General features: G+C 34.6%; 22 protein-coding genes. All 22 read right to left on the reverse strand.

Features of this window, described 5'->3' with window-relative positions:
• Positions 1-7: 7 nt before the first annotated feature.
• The 22 genes from OLM57_RS04385 to mnmG all read right to left on the reverse strand — a co-directional run bounded on the left by OLM57_RS04385 (position 8) and on the right by mnmG (position 22,717).
• Positions 8-1,660: a S41 family peptidase gene (locus OLM57_RS04385; protein WP_264566025.1), complete on the reverse strand. Its 1,653-nt coding sequence runs from the start codon at positions 1,658-1,660 to the stop codon at positions 8-10.
• A gap of 127 nt (positions 1,661-1,787) precedes the next feature.
• Positions 1,788-2,174, reverse strand: a complete 387-nt coding sequence (locus tag OLM57_RS04390; RefSeq protein ID WP_264566026.1) for a hypothetical protein — start codon at positions 2,172-2,174, stop codon at positions 1,788-1,790.
• 97 nt (positions 2,175-2,271) lie between these two features.
• Complete coding sequence (locus OLM57_RS04395) at positions 2,272-2,661, reverse strand: hypothetical protein (protein WP_264566027.1); 390 nt, start codon at positions 2,659-2,661, stop codon at positions 2,272-2,274.
• Positions 2,662-2,712: 51 nt separating this feature from the next.
• Entirely contained in the window at positions 2,713-4,359 is a 1,647-nt protein-coding gene (locus OLM57_RS04400; protein WP_264566028.1) for a S41 family peptidase, read from the reverse strand.
• A gap of 37 nt (positions 4,360-4,396) precedes the next feature.
• Complete coding sequence (locus OLM57_RS04405; RefSeq protein ID WP_264566029.1) at positions 4,397-6,049, reverse strand: S41 family peptidase; 1,653 nt, start codon at positions 6,047-6,049, stop codon at positions 4,397-4,399.
• 68 nt (positions 6,050-6,117) lie between these two features.
• Positions 6,118-7,575 (reverse strand): FAD-dependent oxidoreductase, encoded by a 1,458-nt coding sequence (locus OLM57_RS04410; protein ID WP_264566030.1) that lies wholly within the window; start codon positions 7,573-7,575, stop codon positions 6,118-6,120.
• Between the two features lie 256 nt (positions 7,576-7,831).
• Complete coding sequence (locus tag OLM57_RS04415) at positions 7,832-8,359, reverse strand: GNAT family N-acetyltransferase (RefSeq protein ID WP_264566031.1); 528 nt, start codon at positions 8,357-8,359, stop codon at positions 7,832-7,834.
• 220 nt (positions 8,360-8,579) lie between these two features.
• Positions 8,580-9,167, reverse strand: coding sequence for a hypothetical protein (locus OLM57_RS04420; RefSeq protein ID WP_264566032.1), 588 nt, complete (start codon positions 9,165-9,167; stop codon positions 8,580-8,582).
• A gap of 183 nt (positions 9,168-9,350) precedes the next feature.
• Entirely contained in the window at positions 9,351-10,001 is a 651-nt protein-coding gene (locus OLM57_RS04425) for a hypothetical protein (RefSeq protein WP_264566033.1), read from the reverse strand.
• 130 nt (positions 10,002-10,131) lie between these two features.
• A complete protein-coding gene (locus OLM57_RS04430; RefSeq protein WP_319800280.1) occupies positions 10,132-11,052 on the reverse strand; it encodes an IS3 family transposase in 921 nt (306 codons plus the stop codon).
• Complete coding sequence (locus OLM57_RS04435) at positions 10,968-11,378, reverse strand: helix-turn-helix domain-containing protein (protein ID WP_264564824.1); 411 nt, start codon at positions 11,376-11,378, stop codon at positions 10,968-10,970. The genes OLM57_RS04430 and OLM57_RS04435 overlap by 85 nt, the downstream gene beginning before the upstream one ends.
• Before the next feature lie 228 nt (positions 11,379-11,606).
• Positions 11,607-12,203, reverse strand: coding sequence for a hypothetical protein (locus OLM57_RS04440; protein WP_264566034.1), 597 nt, complete (start codon positions 12,201-12,203; stop codon positions 11,607-11,609).
• Between the two features lie 168 nt (positions 12,204-12,371).
• The gene (locus tag OLM57_RS04445; RefSeq protein WP_264566035.1) at positions 12,372-12,824 is read right to left on the reverse strand and encodes a hypothetical protein; all 453 of its coding nucleotides are present in this window, start codon (positions 12,822-12,824) and stop codon (positions 12,372-12,374) included.
• 160 nt (positions 12,825-12,984) lie between these two features.
• Positions 12,985-13,347: a transcriptional regulator gene (locus tag OLM57_RS04450; RefSeq protein WP_264566036.1), complete on the reverse strand. Its 363-nt coding sequence runs from the start codon at positions 13,345-13,347 to the stop codon at positions 12,985-12,987.
• 397 nt (positions 13,348-13,744) lie between these two features.
• Complete coding sequence (locus tag OLM57_RS04455; RefSeq protein ID WP_264566037.1) at positions 13,745-14,242, reverse strand: hypothetical protein; 498 nt, start codon at positions 14,240-14,242, stop codon at positions 13,745-13,747.
• 200 nt (positions 14,243-14,442) lie between these two features.
• Entirely contained in the window at positions 14,443-14,910 is a 468-nt protein-coding gene (locus tag OLM57_RS04460; protein WP_264566038.1) for a DUF6252 family protein, read from the reverse strand.
• Positions 14,911-15,293: 383 nt separating this feature from the next.
• Complete coding sequence (locus OLM57_RS04465; RefSeq protein ID WP_264566039.1) at positions 15,294-15,872, reverse strand: outer membrane beta-barrel protein; 579 nt, start codon at positions 15,870-15,872, stop codon at positions 15,294-15,296.
• Positions 15,873-16,017: 145 nt separating this feature from the next.
• On the reverse strand, positions 16,018-18,288 hold the full coding sequence (locus OLM57_RS04470; protein WP_264566040.1) for a helix-turn-helix domain-containing protein: 2,271 nt from the start codon (positions 18,286-18,288) through the stop codon (positions 16,018-16,020).
• A 102-nt stretch (positions 18,289-18,390) separates the two neighbouring features.
• Entirely contained in the window at positions 18,391-18,945 is a 555-nt protein-coding gene (locus OLM57_RS04475) for an OmpH family outer membrane protein (protein ID WP_264566041.1), read from the reverse strand.
• Between the two features lie 235 nt (positions 18,946-19,180).
• Positions 19,181-20,041, reverse strand: coding sequence for a class I SAM-dependent methyltransferase (locus OLM57_RS04480; protein WP_264566042.1), 861 nt, complete (start codon positions 20,039-20,041; stop codon positions 19,181-19,183).
• Positions 20,042-20,134: 93 nt separating this feature from the next.
• A complete protein-coding gene (locus OLM57_RS04485) occupies positions 20,135-20,602 on the reverse strand; it encodes a GNAT family N-acetyltransferase (RefSeq protein ID WP_264566043.1) in 468 nt (155 codons plus the stop codon).
• A gap of 243 nt (positions 20,603-20,845) precedes the next feature.
• Positions 20,846-22,717, reverse strand: coding sequence for a tRNA uridine-5-carboxymethylaminomethyl(34) synthesis enzyme MnmG (gene mnmG / locus OLM57_RS04490; protein WP_264566044.1), 1,872 nt, complete (start codon positions 22,715-22,717; stop codon positions 20,846-20,848).
• Positions 22,718-22,898: the final 181 nt, after the last annotated feature.

Raw genomic sequence — 22,898 nt, forward strand, 5'->3', positions numbered from 1 at the left:
ATTACAATTACTTCCCATTTTCAATAAACTGTAAAGCGCGGTCCAAAACCTCATCTTTTCCTTCTTGAATTCCTTTAATGGTAGGTTTCACTTCAATGTCCGGAATGATACCGATTCTTTGTGTTTCGCGTCTGTCTGGATAATAAACTCCAATTCCAGAATACGTAGTATGGAATCCTTGAAAATCAGGTCCAAATACATTTCCGTCTGCACCAGCTGTCTGACTTCCGATAATGGTGGTGTTGCCTGCCGTTTGAAAACACATGGCCGTCCATTCTGCCTGACTCAAAGACTCTTCATTAAGCAACACAATTACCTTTCCTTTGTAGTGATCTTTATTTTCAAATCCACATCTTCTTCCATCGTCTGTCCATACATATCTTCCCGGATAATTTAAATAAGGTTGGGTATAAATTGCAAACACTTTTTCTTGAGAATTTATGAAATTTGCAATATCATCAAAAGTTCCGTTTGGATAATTTCTCATGTCAAATACAATTGCTTTTGTAGATTGCAATGCTTCAATCATCTCTGGAATATGTCTCTCTTTTATGACACCCATATTGACATAACCAATATTTTTGTCGAGAAGTTTAAATTTTTCCTTCTTTTTCATGGCGCCTCTTTTGAATTCATTTCTATGAGATTCATGATAATCAAACCAAGTCATTGATTTTGTTTCGTACTTCCCCTCTTTAAGAAATTCTACTTTAACCTTTTCTGAATCGGAACTCAAAATGAATTTCACAATTCTATCCAAATACGAAGATTCATTTGAAGCAGAAACTAAATCTCTATATGCTTCAATATGCTGTTTTATTGTTTTATCATCTATTTTAGTAATTACATCTCCAATTTTAATATTGTCAACCTGTGCCAAACTATCACCAAGAATCTCAGTAACAACCATTTTATCATCAATTATTTTACAGTTCGCAGGAAAGTATGTAGTAATTGTTCCAGATGACGAGGCCCCATAAACGGCAAATTCAACATGACTGTCATTGAGTTTCGTTGTCATGGTATTCATTGCCTTATAAAAATCTTTTTGATCTTTGGCAGCAAGAGCAAGAGGCAGTATTTGTTCTAAAGTTTTATCCCATTTTTGGTCCAATACATATTTATACGGATAATAATATTCTACCAAATTCCAATAAGCAAACACCATTAGAATTCTGGAATCTTTCTTATTATAATCAAGATCAAAGTAGTTTTTTAAGTTTTTTAAGCCATCAAAACCCGGTTCAAATATTTCATTGCTTTGATACCTGTTTTCTTCTATAAATTTCAACTTTTTAGAAAGAGTTACAGCAAACAACTTGTCGTTATTCATCCAACTTAAATCAAAGTTTTTGTCAAAAAACTCAACATTTGCAGGAAGAATAATTGGAGCAATTTTCTTTACTTCACCAAGACCATCAATCCAGTTTTCCAAAACCAACGAAAACTCTTCTTTGGTATGTGATTTTTCGACTAGAGGCAAAATTGCAAAAAGCTGCTCGTCCCAATTTTTACTTCCATCGGCCACTTTAGGATGGTAGTATTTAAGAAAACCCCAAACTTTGCAGGTTGCGGCGAGTTTTTGGGCTTCGGTAAGTTGCATTTTTGCAAATACAGTTTGCGATAGAATAATGAGGAGCAATAAGGTGATTTTTTTCATTTTGAATGGTATCGGTTTTATAGTTTGGGTTGTTATTTAAAGTTATTTTCCAGTTTCAATAAACTGTAAAGCGGGAATTTTTTGTTCAATATTATTCAAAAGAAATCATCGCTTCATTTGTAAATCATTAATTTTTTTTAAAGCAAAATGTACTCTTTGGGTCAACATCCCCTTCAGGAAAATCTTTACTATAAAAAACTCTTTTGCAAGTGTAACACTCGTTATCAATACTTATAATAGTCACCACAATTCTATCTCCCAACGCTATTTGAGTCTCGCCCAATTTTTTAATACAAACTACTTCATATTCACATTCAGAAAGCCACTTTAAATCCCAAACCATTTGAAGCACACCATTGTTATAGCTTTCTTGTACATTGTCTTTTATCATAAAAGACCTGTTGGGAAATTCCGGATTATAAGCCGTTACATTTTTAAACTTACTGCAATCTAAAGTTTGCGAATATCCCACTGAACCCAATAATACTAATAAAATAAGTGCTGTTTTTTTCATAATTGTTTTTAATGATTGTTTTTTTAAATGATTGGGTGAAATAAATCACCGTTTTTAAATTTATGTACCTGTATTGGATACTATATTAATTTTGAAGTTAATTACTCTTTTTAATACAGTTATAAAAACTCTTTGTATCTGAACCATCAGCAAATTTTTTGTCTATTAATTTTCTATCAAACTCGAAACACTCACCATCAATAACTTTGATTGTTACAATCATTTTATCTCCAACTGCAATAAATTCATTCGTGCTTATAGTACAAACAGCTTCATATTCACAATCGTTTATCCATTTTATACTCCAAGTCCAAACAAGAAAATCACCAGCGTTAAAATCTTCCATCATTGTGTCTTTAATGACAAAAGAGCTTGTGGAAATTTTACTATAAAATTTTCCGTTTTTGAACTTACTACAATCTAGCTTTTGAGAATAGGATATTGAGCCGAGTAATAATAATGCCAAAAAAAATATTTTTTTATTCATGATTTTTTGGTTTTTATTTTAAAAGTTAGTTAATTTTTAAGTATTGTAGCATTATTTATTTATGAAACGAATTGCCTCGTCTAAAACTTCGTCTTTGCCTTCTTGAATTCCTTTGATTGTTTGTTTTACTTCAATATCTGGAACAATTCCAATACGTTGTGTTTCTTTTTTGTTAGGATAAAAAACACCGTAACAGGTAAACGATGTTTGATAGCCTTTGATAATTTCAAATGGAGCATTTGCGCCATCTGCTCCCGCAGTTTGACTGCCTATTATTGTTGCATTTGGTGTTACTTGCAAACACATTGCTGTATATTCTCCGTGGCTAATCGTTTTTTCATTTACTAAAATAACTACTTTTCCTTTGTAGAAATCAGGATTCGTTTTTCCACATTTTTCGATTTCTGCTCTCCAAATAAACCGGCCAGGAAAACTCAAATCTGCATCCAAAGATTTAACAAACTCTTTTGGTTCTGGATTTAAGTATTCCGCAATAGCAAAGTTCGTGTCATTAGGATGGTTTCTAGTGTCGAAAATAATTGATTTAGTATTTTTGAACTGTTCCATAACTAATGGGACATCATCTATTTCAAGCTCCGCTAGATTAACATATCCTATATTATCATCTAAAAGTTTCCATTTTTCCTTTTTGGGGAATTGAACTTTTAAATCTTGATACGAATACCTTTTTAGTGTTTTTATGGATTCTTTCCCATCTCTTATGAATTCAATTTCAGCAGATTTTGACTTTCCCATAAGGATAACCCAATAAAATTTATCCAGAACGGCACTCGGATTAGATCCTTCAACATATTTTTTATTTTCTTTTATAATTTGTGCTATTGTTTTTCCGTCAATTTTTGTAATGGCATCCCCAACTTTGAAATCGTCTATTTTTGCCAGAGAATCATTTTGAAAACCAGTAACAACTGCCTTTTCATCAATAATCTTAATTGTTGCGGCCATCCATTTATCACCAAAATATTCAAACATTTTTCTTGAAGAAAAAGAGGCATGGGTGTCATTTAATTTTGTCACTATTTCTCGCATAGCCAAAACGAAATCTATTTCCGATTCAGGCTCACTAATTTTAGGTAGCATTTCGTTTAAAGCACTATCCCACTTTTGATCCATTTGGTATTTATAGGGAAAAAAGTATTCTACATAATTCCAATATCTAAAAAGCGCTAAAAGACGAAAATTTCTATCGCTCCATTTAAAATTTGAATATTTAACTTCATTATTAAATCCTAAAAGAATCCCATTATTGAGATCATATTGAACATAATATTGTTTTCCCTGAAATCTATTTTCTTCAACAAACTTAAGTTTCTTGGACAAACTTTTGGAAAAGAGTTTGTCTTTGTTAATCCACGATAAATCAAAGTTTTTATCAAAATATTCAATGTCTTTTGAAGTAGAGATTGGAGCAATTTTATTTACTTGACCAAGACCATTAATCCAGTTTTCCAACACCAATGAAAACTCTTCTTTGGTTTGGGCTTTTTCTACTTGAGGCAAAATTGCAAAAAGCTGTTCGTCCCAATTTTTACTTCCATCAGCTACATGGGGGTGGTAATATTTTAAATATCCCCAAACTTTGCAGGTTGCGGCCAATTTTTGGTTTTCGGTAAGTTGGGTGTGCGCAAATACAGTTTGCGATAGAATAACGAGGAAATAAAGCGTAATTTTTTTCATTTTGAATAGTATCGGTTTTATAGTTTGCTTTAATTTGTTATTTTCCAGTTTCAATAAATTGTAAAGCACGGTCTAATACCTCGTCTTTCCCTTCTTGAATGCCCTTAATTGTGGGTTTAATTTCAATGTCAGGAATGATCCCGATTCTTTGTGTTTCACGCTTGTCAGGATAATAAACGCCAAGTCCAGAGATTCTTGTAGAAATATCTTTAATCAAAATATCTGTTACATTGCCATCGGCACCAGCGGTTTGGCTGCCTATGATTGTCGTATTGCCGGCAGTTTGAAAACACATCGCTGTCCATTCAGACTGGCTCATGGATTTTTCATTGAGCAAAACCACCACTTTCCCTTTATAATTATTTTTGTTCTCTCTGCCAGTAAACTGCGGTTCTGTCCATTGAAATCTTCCTGGATGTTTTAAATCCGGTTTAGTATAGATTACAAATTTTTCTTGATTAGCATTTAAAAAATTTGATATTACTTCGTAAGTCTCATGTGGATAGTTTCTCATATCAAAAATTATCGCTTTGGTAGAGGCCAGTTTCTCAATCATTTCGGGTACATTGTTGACTCTCAGAATTCCCATATCTACATATCCGATACTGTTATCCAAAATTTTGAATTTTTCTTTTTTGATTCCTTTGTTAAATCTATTTTTATCATAAATAAAATTATTGCTATAATAGTCATTTATTGTTTTGGTTGTCGTAACACCATCTTTTAAAAACTCCATTTTTAAGGCGGCGGCAGAATCTAAAATCGGACTATCAACCAGATTATTTAAATACGCTGCTTCATTCGAACCATTAATCAATTCCCTGTTTTCTAGAATTATTTGTTTTACCGTTTTCCCGTTTAATTTCGTGATAACATCACCTATTTTTATATCATGCTCTTTTGCCAAACTTTCGTTTAAAATTTCTGTAACAATCAGCTTATCGTCAATTATTCGATAATGATCCGGTAAAAAATAGGTGCCGTTTATAGAACTGTCATCAGTATAAAATGTAGTATGCGTATCATTGAGTGCAACTGTTACTTTTTGCATTGCGGTATAAAATTCATTTTCGTTTTTCGCTTCTATAAAAAAAGGCAGCATTTTTTCTAACGTTACATCCCATTGCTGATCCATAAGATATTTGTACGGAAAAAAATATTCTATTACATTCCAGTACATAAAAAATGTTAGAATTTGTATGTTCTTATCTTTAAACTTGTAAGCTGAGTAATTTTCGTTTTTTATAAATATGTTTCCATCTTCATGTGTATCAACATAATATTGATCGCCTTGAAATCTATTTTCTGCGATAAACTTAAGCTTTCCCGAAAGATTTTTTGAGAACAGTTTATTGTTGTTAATCCAAGACAAATCAAAGTTTTTGTCAAAATACTCAATGCCTTTTGGAATAGCGATTGGAGCAATTTTCTTTACTTCACCAAGACCATCAATCAAACTTTCCAGAACCATTGAAAACTCTTCTTTGGTTTGCGCTTTTTCGACTAGAGGCAAAATTATAAAAAGCTGCTCGTCCCAATTTTTACTCCCATCGGCTACTTTAGGATGATAGTATTTAAGAAAACCCCAAACTTTGCAAGTGGCGGCGAGTTTTTGGGTTTCGGTAAGTTGCGTATGGGCAAATACGGTTTGAGAAAGTACCAATAGAAGCAGTAAGGTAATTTTTTTCATTGAGTAAGTAGGTTGATTATTTGGGGTGCACATTGAATTATTTTGTTTATAAAAAAAAAAGCGCCTTTTTATCCGTCTTTTTTCTTTAGACAGCGGCCTCTTGGTTCATCTCCCTCATGAAGCACAATTTCGGAATGTAGGAACTCGGCGGCGGCGGCTGAATCTTGGACTTTGGAAGCCGAACGTTCTAACATTTCTGATTCAAAGTCCGTTAATACGCTTTTCCTAATTCCTGCTTTTCTCCATTGTGATAAAGGTCTGCATCCTCTTGCAATTCCCCGAGCCAGCGTGAGCGCATCTAGGAGCGCTTGATTGGCCCCCTGCCCTTTGAATGGACTCATGGGGTGAGCCGCATCGCCAATCAGCGTCACTGGCCCTCCTTTGGTCAACAATTCTGGCTGGAGTAATTCTCGATCATAAACGGGATAGCCAGAAATTTGAGCTTCCTGTGTCGTCGCCAAAATACTTGGAATAGGATCATGCCACTGTGTTCTACGACACGCTTCTTCTTTTAGCGCTTGAGGCCCTTTCGCACTTAATGCCTTTGCCTCTTCTTCGGACATTAGGAAGCTAAGTTGCCACATTACCGAGTCTGCCGTAAAAGGCATTATATAGATCCGTTCATTGCCATTGGCAGTTTGAAATACGGTGGCCGAGTCGAGCAAAGAACTATCCACCCCTTCGAGAGCACTCAAAGGACAAATACCCAATATCACAATACAACCCAAGTAGCGCAAAGGAGTAACATCCTCTCCAATCAGCAACCTGCGCACCGAACTACGAATACCATCGGCTCCAACTACTAAATCAGCTTTTGCTATTTTAAGATTACCTCCGACTTCAAAAGTCAGCTCGACACCTTCACCGTCGCCTGCGGCAAAATCTATTAAATGATGCCCCCATTGAACCGCTTCGTGTCCGCCGAGTTGTTCCAACAGCGCAAAACGCAAAGATTGCCTTGCGATATGTACATTGGTACGTTTGAGAAACGTTTTTGCATCCGATTGCATCCATTTTCTTATTCCCCATTCCCCAATCACTTTTCCTTCTGTAGTATGAACCAAATGTCTTGTTGAAACCACCCCATCCTCTAAAGAGAAAATACCCAATCCCTCGATCGCTTTACTTGCTTGTTGCAACGTAAGTCCGTAGCCCTGAGATCTTGCCTCGAAATTGCTATCGCGCTCATAAAGGGTAAAAGGAATGCCGCGGTGCAAACAAGCCACAGCAAGCGCCACACCACCGATACCGCCACCAATAATAGCAACGTGCGGATAGTTTTCTGTATCTGCCAAAGGAGGAGTATCAGATGGAACCAAACCTGATCCCTTACAATTCGAGCAAGAGTATAAGTGACCCTTGGGAGGAACTGGAGCCATTCCTTCTCCATTCGTTTTTTCAAATTGATCGAATGCAATCTTATATTGGCGTCGCGCTTTGTCGCTGAGGCCTCGACTTTTTTTGCCACGCCCCTGACATTCGGGACAAACAATCCAGCTTGCAGCTGAGTTTTCGAACTTTTTCAATTCTTTATATTTAAACTTCAATAATTTATATTTTTAAGTGATAAGCAAATGCAAATGGCTCGAAAGTATCTTAATTCAGATAAGCAAATTTACACACAAACAAAGTGAATTGTGCCAAATCCAATCAGCAAGCTCAATTCGTTTTTACTCTTTTCAACTTCTTCACTTTGTCGACATACTGTGTTAGCGTGTTTATCTACTTCAATTCACTTCATTCGTGTGCAAATCCTCATGATCAAGCTTTCTGTAGTCAATTTTAGGGTGTCAAATTGAAAATAATTAAATCAGGGTTTTCTTTATCCGTTTCTTTGGATTTTACAAAATTAAGTTTGGCCAAAAGTTTGGTTGAATTCTGATTTTCAAAATGAGTAAACGCTACTATTTTTTGAACATTCAAAGCCTGAAAAGCATAGTCAATGACTACTTCTGCCGCTTCTTTCATTATTCCCTGTCCTTGAAATTTTGTCATCAATTCATACCCGATTTCGCAACTGTTTTTTTCGTTTGAAAAGTCAAATAAACAAATTGTACCAACAAAAATTTCGCTGCTGGTTAAAGTTATTGCCCAATAAATCGAATCGTTTTTTCGTATACTATCATTAATCTTGTTGATAAAGTGTATTGCGTCTTCAATTGTTCTGCTTGGTTGTCTGCCTAGGTATTTGTTTATTTCTGCGTCAGAACGCAAAGCAAAAATAGCTTGTCCATCCTCTATTGACAATTGCCTAAGAGTTAGCCTTTCGGTTGTCAAAATTGGGAAAGGCGTAAAATTTCTATTTACCATTTTTTCTTATTTAATTGGACAATCTTGTGAGTCGAACGTTCTCTTGTTTCTAGTGATTTCGGACTAAATTAATCCCTATTTACGGATTTGCCACTAGAGCCCCGATAATTATCGGGACGAACAGATGAAGCAATCCCAATAGCTATCGGGACCCAAATACAAGACTAACTTTCGATTAAGCCAATTGCCCAAATCCGTTATAGTAGCTTTTGGTGAAACGTCATTTTTGGCATTGTTTTTTATACTCATTTAAATAATTTTCAAAATCATCTTCGAATAATATTTTTTTGATGTTCTCTTCGACATATTTATGATAAGCTGGACAATCTTCTACTATTTTAGCTAACTCTGCTTTCCAAGCTTTTGGAAAAGTAATTGGAAAAGTATAGTCTTTTTCATTCTCCTTTTTGATTAAATACCCTAATTTAATGTTATAATTTACACCTACATAGCCTGATCCGTAAAATTGATACACTGTTAGTTTATCTATTTTATTACCAATAACTCTAAATAAAAAAGAACCTTTACCTTTTTGATCATCATAAAATGAATCGAAGCAAAAATATCTATTGTTTGATTTGATACAGAATCCATTTAATTCACTTGGTTTTGAAGTTATGCTTTCCCCATTTAATTTATATTTTACTTTTTCCTGAAGTTTTTCTATTTTTCCAAAACTTCTTACTGTTAGTTCTTCGACATTAAATTGAACATTTATCGTATCATTGTTTCGTATAATATATCCGTTATTTTGACAATAACTTAAATTATAAAATGTAAGGAGTAAAAGTATAAATGTAAGTTTCATTATTGTTTGGTTTTAAAATTTATTTGTTGTTATAAGCGACTTCCCACCAATGTTCTGGTACTTCAGTAGGTTTGGAACTAAATTAAGCTCTATCTTCGTATTTATAATCCCGAAAGCTATCGGAACCCAAATACAAAACCAATTTTCCATTAAGCCTAATGCCCAAATCCGTTGTAGTCGTTGTTATGCCTTGTTTTTTTCTTTCTCAATAATTATTTTTTCAACTAAGTCTCTGAAGGTTTTTATATCTCCAATTAACAATTCTGAATTTTCCCAATCCAAAAAATTAAATATTTTCCAAAATCCTTTTTTTCTAATTCTTAATATTTCGATTTTATCTATTGGTTTAGTTCCTGTTAAAGTGATTTCTTCTAAAACAGGCGAAAAGTATTTGTCCATATACTCCGTCAAACTAGAAGAGGGTCTAAGTTCTGAAACATTTATACCTTTGTTCTCTAAATTTTTCTTTATGGTCAAGAATACACTTGCTTTTAAGCAAGGTTGTCCAAACAGTTTCTTCGGTTGATAATTATCCTTTTTTGCGTGATTGGCAATCAGTGTGCAAACTTCAATCAGTTTTCTTTTTTTAGCAGGCTCTAATTTGTCATACCAGACATTTTCAGGTATTTCAATTCTGAATTCTTTGTTGAGAAATTCGCTTAATTCTTTCCAACCCAATAAGTCTCTAGCCCATCTCCATTCTCTGATTGTCATTTCGGCTTTAATTTCTGCCCAAGGGTCTGCTTCAGGGTCAAGACTACTACAAAGCCTATGCTGTTCTTTGAAAATTTCAAGAACTTGTTCAGGTGAATATTTTTCTGTTGTGTTTGTCATTGTCTTGTCCTGATATTGGTTGACTATTTTTGGTTGTTTTATAATTTCAAAAATAGGTGATTGTAGACGTAATATTGATAAGTTTAGAAAAAATCTTTGAAGGGATTTTTTTCCAAACTTGTCAACATTCCTACGCAACTAAAATAGCGATTTTATTCTTCTTATAGGATTTGTATTTGTGGATTTGATTCACGTGTGCAAATTCAGGTGTTTTCATTCCCAGAGAGCAATGTCTACGTTCGTTGTTGTAAATTTCTATTGCTTGTTTTACCATTTTTTGAGCTGTTTTTAAGTTTGGAATTGTTTTATTTAATCCAAATTCGTGTTTTAATATTCCATTAATTCTTTCTGCAACAGCATTTTCATATGGGCTGGAATTTTGTGTTGTACTTAAAATAATGTTCTTAGATTTAGCAAATTCAGCAAAATCTGGACAACAATATTGCATCCCTCTATCGGAATGATGGATTAGATTTATATTGATGTAACGTCTATTTTTAACAGCCATTACTAAAGCATCTTTGACCAATTGTACGCGCATATTTGTATCAATTTTATAACCCATGATTTTCTTTGAATAAACGTCTGTGACTAAGGCTAAATAGGCATGCTGAGATGTGAGTTTAATGTAAGTTATATCACTGACAAATACCTGTTCAGCATGTTTTATTTCAAGGTTGACAAGTAAGTCTTTTGATTTGTAAAATCCATGTTTAGAGTCGGTTGTAATGTGATAAAGCTTTGTTTTTGGTATTAATAAATTGTGATATCTTAAAAAATGAAAGAACTTGTCTCTACCTATTTTTATATCATTTTTTTTAAAGTCATCTTTCAAGTCAAGATAGAGTTTTTTGGCTCCATATCGAGCCATTTTTTGGCGAATAGGAGTGATGAGTTTTTTGATTTTTTGAGCCTCTAAATCCTCAATATTCTGTTTATTAATTCGTTTGTAATAAGCCTGAGTGCTTATTCCGAAGCACCTGGAGAACCATTTGATTTTAAAAGGTCTTTTTTCTTTTTCTCCACTTCTTTTAGCAATGCTTCGGGCAATGACTTTTTTGCAAAATCAAGATTAGTACTTACTTCAAAATCAGCAATTATCATTTGTTGAAAGTCTTTAATGAATTCCAGTTCTTCGATACGCTCTTTAAGTTTTTTTAGTTCTTGATTTTTGCTCATAGTTTTGGAGTTTTGTTCAAAGGAACGTAATTTTTTCATCCAATACGTTATTGAAGAGCGAGAAATTCCATGTAATTTTGAAGCATGATTTAGGGAAATTTGACCGTTAGAAATTTGGTCAATGATGGAAAGTTTTAAGTCAAAACCGATTTTTTTGTACTCAATTTTTGGACAGTGTTCTTTTTTTGTGGGTTCCATAGTTTACTAAAAGTGTTTAATTTTTAGTCAACCTATTTCAGGATTTGTCACATATTAAATTAAGGCATAACGTCTTGGCACTCCCACGGGTTTAGGACTAAATTAAGCTCTATCTTCGGATTTATAATCCCGATAGCTATTGGACCCAAATACAACACTAACTTTCCATTAAGCCAAATCCCCAAATTGCTTGTAGCGTGTGTTAGCGGATGGACTTATTCTCAGTTTTTAGTAAAGTCTGGTCAATAAAACTATTCCGTAGATCCAAAAATTATATAAAATTGTGTATGTAAATCCGTAAAATATACTTCTTTCAATATTCCCACTACATTCTGAAGACTTTTTAAATATCAATCTCAATGCTCTGAAAAATATCCAATATAACATTCCAAAGAAAACTAATATTGATAACCAAATTATTGTTCCAAGTGCAAAAAATAGATAGCTAATAATAATCGTAGCTAAAAGCCACAAAATTATACTCATTATTATTCCACCAATTCCTTCTCCAATTTCTGGCATAGAATGTCCGAAACCACCGTCAGCATTCATCTCTTTTAAAAAGTTCAGTTTTTTAGAGTCAAATTTATCCGTTAATTTTCCTAAACCATCTTTGAGTTTAGTTCCGTTATATAAACTAATTGTAATAAAAAGAAAAAAAGCAATTGAAAGAATTGAGGTTGAAATCAAAGAATTTTCTATAACTGTTTTGTGTTTTCCAATTCCATAAAACCAAACACTTAAGATTGTAATTACAATACTAATTAATGATATTGTAAATATTTTTTTTGAGTCAATTAATCTTCTTCTGTTTGGTATTTTCATTTTTAACCGTAAATTTTTTAGTCTATCCGCTAACGTTCTGGCGCTACACGAGGTTTGGGATTAAAGAGGCGAGGTCTTTCGGTTAAACACTAATTCCCCAAATACAAAACCATCTTTAAATTCAACCTAATGCCCAAATCTCGTGTAACGGCTGTTAGTGGCTGTTTTTTATTTGTAGATAATTGTCCAATTTTGTTTATCTAAATCTTCTTTCGACAATATATATTTCTTTGTGTAAATATTTTTTTTAAATATTTTATGCCAACCATATTTTTCTACAGAATCTTGAGTAACAATAAATAGTCTTAATTTTTTATCTTCAATTCCTTCAAAGTAACTATCCCAAAATCTAGGCCTATCGTGATTTTCAATTTTTTCATTTGGTAAAATTGGAGTAAATTTAAATAGAAACAAACTATCTTCTTTTGTAAAAATATGCTTTTCGTCATATTCAAATTCCCAATAAAAACCTTCAGTTCCAATTTGATTATCTGAAGAAATTATGCTGTAGATTGTTTTGTCTGAATTGTTTTCTACTTCTAACATTCGATTATCAAATCTATCGCAAGCAGATATAAATATTAGAAAAATTATAAAGAACAAAAAAGATGATAATTTCATAATTATTTTTAGTTAATTTTCTCCGATTCTGTGGTAAAATAGCCACTAACTTACACATAGGTCTTATAAAATCAGACCTATCCATCCTAATAAGAGTAGCTTTGTCTTACAAACATACCGTTTATTTTTCTTAATAGAAAAAGATTTTAAAATCAATTGCCTATTTATTCAATAATTCCCGCATGGTTTCCAGCTGTATTTCCATCTTTTGTATTAGGGCGTTTTTCTCGGCCAGTTCTTGCTTTAGGGCTTTTTCGCGAAGGGTTTCATACCGGTACGGCAAGTATTCGCCTAAATGCGCAATAAAATTGTAGTTCATTGCCGTACTCAGCTTCCATAAAATGGCAAATTGTAGGGACTCTTTCTTAAAATATTCGTTCAATCCCGTAGGGAGTATGCCCAATGCTCTGGCAACATCGGCTTTCTTGATTTTGTTCTGGATAATGTGATAATGGATAAAATTGCCAATCACAGGGTACTGTTCCCCTTTTCCATTCTTGTATTTGTTGCTGGTCGATATCATCTTTTGTGTGTTTTAGGTTTTAGATACATGCTATTTTCTATAAAAAGTAGTGCTAAACACTAATAGTATTGGTTCTAACTACATGTTCTATTGGTTCTAACTACATATGCTATAGGTTCAAACAACAAATTCTATTGGTTCGAACTACATATGCTATTGGTTCAAACCACATACGCTATTGGTTCGAACTACATACGCTATTGGTTCGAACTACATCTTCTATTGGTTTGAAAAACCAATAAAGTTGGTTCAAACTACCTATACTATTGGTTCAAACTACATACGCTATTGGTTTAAACTACATACAATTGCTTTTGAAAACCAAAAAAAACGGCAAAAAATTGCCCCTTTTGAAATAAAAGAGGCGATTGCAGTTGTTTGTTAATGAATTGTTTTACTACACCGCAGGTGCTACTGGCGGTGATGTAACGGCATTACCTCCACTAGTTGCAAAACGCTTTTTGAGCTGGTCTACTATGCTGTCGGCACCCTGTACTCCGGCTTCGGCAGCTGCGCCAAAGGTTTTGTACAAGGCGAGCGCCACTCCATAAGCCTCGCTACCGGCGAGCATTTTGGTGTCTTCGATGCGCTCACACAATTGTGTAGCAATGCTTGAGATTTCATCCAACTGGTTGAATAGCGTTAAATCATTTTGGATATTAGCTACCGAAAGATACGATGGGATAAGCGTTGGGTTGTTTACACCCGCATAGATGGCATCCTCGGTAAAGGCTTTGTTGTTGACATCAATGGTGTTTAATGATTTTCGTTCGTCGGCCGTGAGTCCCACCAAAAAAGGAAGGTTGGTCAAGATGGTCTGAAAAGCGGCTTTAACTGCCGTTACCTGTGCTGCCGTAGCAGTCGCGTTTACGCGGTTGTTGAGTAAATTTGACATAAATAGTTTTTTTTGGTTTCTGTAATAATAGATTACAAAAACAAAGCTAAACTATTCCTGTTTTTTTTTATAATGTTTTTCTTTCGATAAAAAGGAATTTGTTAAATTTATAGGTAAAACTGTACGTTATGAATTTAAAAGTGAAGTTTTTTAGCATGTTTATGAACTAATATCGTTTGCAAAAATTTGTTTCAAGTGATTTAATTTACTGTAGTGTCAAATCGCCCTGCGGTCACCTTAACAATTTTGCCATCGCTATTTATGGCATCAAACCAAAATGTCCCTGTAATGATCCTTCGATCTTTGTCATAAAACAGTATTTTCAATTCCCCTTTCTGAATCGAATTTGTCTTGTAACGGTCTTCATTGAAGTTGTCTGATGTCAAGGTATATTCTGCATAACTTTCAGAATTTTTTTCTGTTGCCAAATCAAATACACGGCCAGCGGCCATAGTCAGGTAATTTATATTTAAGGCAACAATGCGTATGCTTTTGTACGTATTGTTCTTATCATTAGAATAACCAATAGTGAAATAATCCTGACCATTAGAATCTTGAGCAAATAGGCAATGTATATTTCCATAAATTCCACCTCCTTTGGGTTTTACAATACTACCATCAATTCTACTTGAAATTCCACCTTGACCATTGTTCTTTATTCGGGTCAACTCGTCGTCTTTGGAACAACCAAAAAAAAAGCAATGCAATCAATACAAATAGAGAAATTTTTTTCATGGTTTAAAGAGTATTGTTATGTCTAACTGCTGTAATATTCTAATGTTAATAGTAGTTTTCAACTAGATTGAGTGTATAGCTGCATTATCATGACTACAATTCTTTTATTAACCCGTTGGGTGAAATTCAAATAAAATAAAGTTTTAACCACATAAAATCATAGATTAATGCTAAATAGGCAAAGAATAAATAGAAATAGCACTATTTCACACATAGAATAGCTATGTGAATAGTAAAACGTCTATTTCTTTCTTTTAAAAACTATAGATTCTATGTTTCTATGTGTTAAAAAATAATTTCACCCAAAGGGTTTTTATTAATTCAATGGGAACGAATACCCCAAAGCCATTGCTCCGCTAAACTGTTCTACCGAGGGTTGGTAATAATACGTAAAGGCCAAATCAAAATTATGTTTGCGGCCCAATGCCAACCCTAGTGTAACAGGGATATGCATTAATATACCGCTATCTTTTATGTCAGTTAATGATGTATAGGTTTCAAAAGAACCCACAGAGGCACCGATCCCAATTTCAAAATAAGGAGCAACATAGGGAATTGGCGCAGCAAGACGCACTTTTCCGCCAAACATAAATGCCTGTGAGGTTACCTTGTATTCCGATTGATAGGGTTTGTCGGTATTATCCGGTGAGGTAACAATAAATCCGGCATAAGGCCTTACGCCAAACCATTTGCTTATGTTAATCACATATTCGCCCTGAGCATAAAACCCAGAACCGGTTACATCTGTCGCATCATACGGGGCGGTTACTCCCAAACCTACAGCAACATTAATAAATTTTCCCGGACCAATTTGTGCTTTAGTCTCATTGGAAAGAATTAGGGTGAAAAGGGTAATGGTAAAAATGGTACGAATGGTAGAAAGTGTGTAATTCATTTTATTTACTATAAATTTTTAATACTTTATTTTGGCCAATTAAGACCTATTTGTTAAACGTTTTTAATGCCTCAAATATAAATGATTTCCCGCAATTCTATTTAGTCTTTTGGTTGTTAATTTTCATCATATGACGAAAGTTTTGCTACAGATTCAGACTGGACTTAAACATCCTTAGCTCTTCCCAACTGAAAGTGTCTCCGTATTTTTCTTTCAACGGAGAAACCGATTCTTCTTTGTAGCCCGCAAAAGCCTCGGTGAGTGCGGCTATTTTATCTTCAGTAAATACCTCGCTGATGGTTATGGTTTTGGCCTGAATCAATTTGGTGAGATGCGACAAAATGGTTTCTTGCGTAAACTTGCGTATGGTGGCTATTTCTTGCACGGTTTTCTTTTCCAGCCACAGCTCGTGGGTTTCCTGCACCGTCGATTTTTTGGGTTCCTTTTTGGTGGTTTTCTTCGGTGCGTAGCGTTCGGCATCTTTTTCGTCCTCGATCAGGGTGATGTTGGCTTTTTTGAAATCTTCGATGACGCGCTCGACTTTAACGGTTTTGTATTTTTTTATTTCATCAGAAGTTAGTTTTTCTTTTGAGATGGTTTCCCCTTTTACCAATGTGGCAATCATCAGTTTGGCTTTCATCAATTGAAGCACTGCTTTGGTTTGCAAATCGTCGAGTATAACGAGTTCGTCATAAAAGGCTTTGGCTTTTTTGAGTCGTTTTACTTCTTCGAGCTTCCACAGAATTTCGTAAACCAACTTGTCCATCGGATCCATAAAATAATTGAATGCCGCATGGATCCGTTCGGAAATATGACTAAATTCCAATTGTTCATTGTGGAACAATTTGTCCAGTTGAACCAAAAACTTGGAGGAAGGTTCCAGCAATTGCCAAATGACACCGGCCTGGTTTTGTGCCCATGCTTTGTGTTTGAATTTAACGGAATTTTCGGCATCTTCGTTGTAACTGAATTGATGGTTGCGCCATTCCTGTGCCAATTCGTTCCAGTCGAAACTGTTTTTCAGGTAGTTGAGTATGAAATTCTTGGTTTCCCGTTTCAAGGCATTGGCCAAAGCTTCTTCCGAGGCTTTGTTCTCTGCGTAATCCATCACATCCTGATCGTTTGAAATACCATTCATTCGCAACGGAGAAAGCAAAACAAGCCCGTTTAACGAACGCAAACGCGATAATGCCACATAGGCCTGCCCGGGCAAGAAAACTTGCGATACATCAAGCGCAGCTTTGTCAAAAGTCAATCCCTGGCTTTTGTGTACTGTAATCGCCCACGCCAACTTGATCGGGTAATGCACAAAAGTGCCCAAAACCTCCTCCTCTATTTCCTTGGTCATTTCGTTTACGGTGTAGCGAATGTTTTGCCATTCATACTTGTCGACTTCGATGGTCTTGTCTTCGTCGGGAAAATGCACCCAGATTTCTTTGCTGGTCATCGTTTTTACAATACCCATTTTTCCGTTGAAATAATTTTTATCCAGCGACAGATCGTTTTTGACAAACATAATCTGCGCGCCTACTTTGAGCTGTAAATTGGGATCTACAGGATATATTTTCTCCGGAAAATCACCGGTGATTTCGGGTGTGAAAGTCGTTAGTTTACCTTCTAAATCCTCAAGTGACTGGGCGTTCATCACATCGGCTTTGGCATTGTGCGTGGTCAGCGTGATAAAACCTTTGTTTGCTTTTAGGTCAAAATTGGGTTTCACAAATTCGTTAAGCATTTGAATATCAGTAGGTGTAATCTCATTATTGCGCAGATTATTCAAAACCGAAATGAATCGATCATCGGTCTGACGGTAAATTTTGGATAACTCAATGTACAACGGCGGATAGTGCTGAATCACATGGGCATGAAAAAAGAATTTTCCTCTGTAGTAATTTCGTAAAGTACGCCATTCTTCGTCACGAATAATAGGTGGTAACTGTAATAAATCTCCTATAAATAATACCTGAACACCCCCAAAAGGGGCGGATTTCTTTCTGACGGTTTGCATCATATAATCCATGGCGTCGAGCAAATCGGCTCGTAACATACTGACTTCGTCTATGATAAGCAATTCCATATTACGAATGACTGCGCGTTTTTGTCCACTCATCTTGAAATGCCTGCGCAAAGTGGCTTTGGTTTCAAATTTGGTTGTATCCGAAAATTGGGGAGCCGAATTGTCAGGAATAAAACCACCAAAAGGCAATTGAAACATCGAATGTATCGTCACTCCTCCGGCATTTAGCGCTGCAATTCCCGTAGGCGCCACCACCACCGTATTCTTGTGAGTCGTGGCAATAATTTGCCGCAAAAGAGTGGTTTTACCCGTTCCTGCTTTCCCGGTAAGAAAAACGGATTGGTGCGTTTGATTGATAAAACGGAGAGCATAGGCAGCGGCTTCGGATAGGGATTGCATTTGGCGTATAGTTTAAAAAGCTAAAATATGAAAATAACGGAAATAAAAAAACCTTCAATCTTATTCAAGATGAAGGTTTTATAAAGTTTTGTGAACTAAAGATTACTTCTTAACTTCTTCTGTTTTTGCAGTCGATTTGTATTTTTCGTTCAATAATTTTACGATTTCTTTTGTAATGTCGTATTTTTCTTCGGCATACAAAACTGATGCTGCATCTCCAGTACCGTAGATATAGGCATATCCTTCTTTTTTACCGTACGCTTTTATGAATTTTTTTACTCCGCTTACAAGAGAATCCATTTCTTTTCCGCTGTCTTGTTGCAATTGCATTTGCAAAGCTTGCTGTGCCTGACCCAATTGTTGCTCTCTACGTTGCAATTCAGCACCATTTTTTTGAGCCCATTCTTGACCGTTTGCCTGAGCATTACGTTGAAAATTGGTAGCATCCTGTTTGAATCTGTTGATTTCTGCTTCCAGTTGTCTTCCTTTCTCTGCTGCTTGCGCTTTGTATTTTGCTTCCAGATCTTTGGTCTCCGTATATTCTTTCATCAAGACAGCAGTATCAACATAAGCTGTTTTTAATTCTTTAACTTCTGCTTTTTTATCACAAGAAACAAGTGATATTGAAATTGCGATAAATAATAATGCTTTTCTCATTTTGATGTATTTCAGGTTTTTTTAGTATGGATGACAAAAATATAAAAAAATAGATAGTATTGACAAAAAGTTTGAAAAATGCGACTATTTTTATATTATATATTTCGATTATTGATAATTAAAATTTAATAACGTATGGCTATAATAAACGGATTTAAAGGAGGGTTTTATATAAACAAACAGAAAGTTTTGACCTAATTCCCTATTAAAACCAAAATAAACGTCTTAAAACAGCTTAAAACGAGTTTTGGTTGTTTTTAAGGACATAAATGTGCGATGAATATTCAAAATTTTGTTTGGCTTTCCAATTCGACTGCAATCCAATGAAAAAGGCCTTAATGTAATTCATTTTTCCGGTTTTGTATTTTTCGGAAAGTAAGCTCACATAAAAAGAATCAAATTTCATTGGAAGCACTTTTACAAGTTTCATATTTTCCTTTTCAAACAATTTTTGAATCGCTATTTTGGAGAAATGCCAAAAGTGAATCGGCACATCATAAGCCGCCCAAAAGTTTCCATAATATTTTGCGTCATAAGATTTGAAATTGGGAACGGCAACAATCAAAGTTCCACTTGGTTTTAGCAATCGTTTTAATTCCTTTATCTGTTCGTCCAAATTGGGAACGTGTTCCAAAACATGCCACATCGAAATCACATCAAAAGTATGGCTTTCCAATTCAGCTGTTTTTTCCACAAAAGAAACGCCTTTGCTCTTTGCAATCGCTTTGGCTTTATCACTGGGTTCGACTCCTACCGTTTTCCAACCGTCATTTTGGGCAACCGTCAAAAAATCTCCGGTTCCAGCACCTATGTCCAAAATCAACCCTTTAGAAGGTTGATACGAATTGATTAAACTCAATTTATTTTTTAATGCAATATTTTTTACAAAATGGTATGCCTTTTCAAACAACGATCTTTTGGAGTCGGTATGCGAAATATAGTCGGGACTCTCATAGTACTTCCCTAGAACATCCAAACTCGGTTGCGGATGCGTAATTAACATATCCAATGTTTCATCATGATAGAGATCGAAGGTTTCTTGAGAAACGGAATAATCTTTTACTTTTAAAAAATGTGTTTTGTGTGTAATATCCATTTGTGTTTTTAAATAAATAATTTTAGATCTTTAGAAAAGAGCTAAAAAGAAATTTTTTTTTAATTAATTAAAGAAAAGAAATGATTTTTCATTCTATATCCTTTCCCATCTTATTTTGACAGCAGAAATTTTCTCATTTTCCATCCGTATATTTTCATTCACTATAAATCCGTTTTTAGAATAAAATTCTATTGGAGAAAGATAAGGTTCGTTATTCTGTTTAAAATCATTTTGATGATTGGTAGCCCAGCCATTCAAAATCGATTTATGCTTTTTTAGTTCATTTAGCAAAAGTGTCCCAAATCCTCTACCATGTATGTTAGAATCAATTATAATCCCAAACCAATCCTCTTCTTCCCGAACAAAAGTAAAAGCCCAGCCTAGAATTGTATTTTGATCATTCATCAACAAATAATGTTTTATTTCTAAAAGTCCGTCCAGATAATCTTCAAATTCGGACAATTCATTATAGCCAATTTTTTTAGGATATTCTGAATTCCAAAGTTCAAACAACGATTGTTTTTGTTTTAAAGATAAAATTGTTGTTTGGATAATTCTCATTTATAAAATATTTAAAAAACATTTCTTCAAGAAACACGAGTGTTACGAACGTAGTTTCACGTGGAACAAATTAATTTTAGAGTTCAAAGTTTAGATTATATATTCACTTTCGAATTGAATAAAAAAAAGCACCATTCAAAATTTAAATAAAAAAATTAAACTCAGTTCAATAAATAAGATTCAATAAAACTGTACTTAAAGTAAAGCTTCAACTAGTTTAAAAAACTTGATTCTGAAATCCTCTTACCTTCCCATATAAATCAAAAGTACAGAAACATCACTTGGCGAAACTCCACTTATTCTCGACGCTTGTGAAATCGTCACAGGACGTATCTTTCCAAGTTTTTGCTTCGCTTCAATAGACATTGATTTAATCTTATTATAATCAAAATTTTCAGGGATTTTGACATCTTCCAATCTGGTCAACTTATCAGCGTTGTTTCTTTCCTTTTCAATATAACCTGAATACTTTACTTGAATCTCGGCTTGCTCCAAAATTTCCTGATCAAGATTGTTATCAACCAAGTATTGTTTAACTTTTTCAAATTTCAACATATCTTCCAAATCGATTTGTGGTCTTGAAAATACTTTAAACATTTTATCGCCTTGATTGATCAGGGCTGTCTCTTTCGCCTCCAAAATAGGATTAGTCTCTTCTACCGAAACACTAGTCTCTCTGAAGAAAGCCACCATTTTTTCAGACTCATTTAATTTGTACTCCATTCTACGCAAACGCGTTTCAGAAGCCAAACCAATTTCGTACGATAGTGGTGTCAATCTAAAATCAGCATTATCCTGACGCAACAATGTTCTGTACTCTGCTCGGGAAGTAAACATACGATAAGGTTCTTCTGTACCCTTCGTAATTAAGTCATCGATCAAAACTCCAATATATGCTTCGTCACGTTTCAAAATTAATGGCGCTTGTTCGTGAACTTTTAAATGCGCATTGATTCCAGCCATCAAACCTTGAGAGGCTGCTTCTTCATATCCTGTTGTACCATTAATTTGTCCTGCAAAATACAAACCTTCAACCAACTTAGTTTCCAACGTATGTTTCAATTGCGTTGGCGGAAAATAATCATATTCGATAGCATAACCAGGACGAAAGAATTTGACATTCTCAAAACCAACAACTGTACGCAACGCTTTAAACTGAATATCCTCTGGCAAAGAAGTAGAAAAACCATTTACATAAACCTCGCAGGTATTCCAACCTTCTGGCTCCACAAACAATTGATGACGTTCTTTATCAGCAAAACGATTTATTTTATCTTCAATAGAAGGACAATATCTAGGGCCTATACTTTTTATTCTTCCATTGAACATCGGAGAACGATCAAATCCTTCTCTCAAAATATTATGCACCTCTAATGAAGTGTACGTCATGTGACAGGATTTTTGAATCGCCAATGGTTTAGTCAAATCAGAATATGAAAACTTATCTGGCCTCGCATCGCCTTTTTCTTCATTCATTTTAGAATAATCCAAAGAACGTCCGTCAACTCTTGGAGGCGTTCCTGTCTTCATTCTTCCTGCTTCAAAACCAGCTTTAATTAAATCTTCGGTGATTCCATACGCAGCACTCTCTCCAGCACGACCACCTCCAAATTGTTTTTCTCCAATATGAATCAAACCATTCAAAAAAGTTCCATTCGTCAACACAACCGATTTGGAACGAATCTCCACTCCCAACGAAGTTCTGATTCCCTTTATCTTTCCGCCTTCAATTATCAAACCTTTTACCATTTCTTGATAAAAATCAAGATTAGGAGTTCCTTCCAACATCATTCGCCATTCTTCTGCAAATCGCATACGATCACTTTGAACTCTCGGAGACCACATTGCAGGACCTTTTGATTTATTCAACATCTTAAACTGAATAGCCGTTCGATCTGAAACAATTCCAGAATATCCACCAAGCGCATCAATCTCACGAACTATTTGTCCTTTTGCAATTCCGCCCATTGCAGGATTGCAAGACATTTGCGCAATGTTTTGCAAACTCATAGTCACCAACAAAGTTTTGGATCCCAAATTTGCAGCCGCAGCCGCAGCTTCAGAACCAGCGTGACCCGCTCCCACCACAATTACATCATACTCTTCTAAAAACATTTTTTTATATATTAACCCTTTTCAAAGGAATTATGGAATTAAAAAATTTCTGTTCCACGTAAAACATTATACACTACCAAATCTATTAGATAAAAATTTTAAAAGATGTTCCACGTGAAACATAACTTATTAAATAAAAGCAATAATAAAGCTGTTCCATGTGAAACATATTGCTTAAAAA

Source organism: Flavobacterium sp. N3904 (genome assembly GCF_025947305.1).
Classification (GTDB): domain Bacteria; phylum Bacteroidota; class Bacteroidia; order Flavobacteriales; family Flavobacteriaceae; genus Flavobacterium.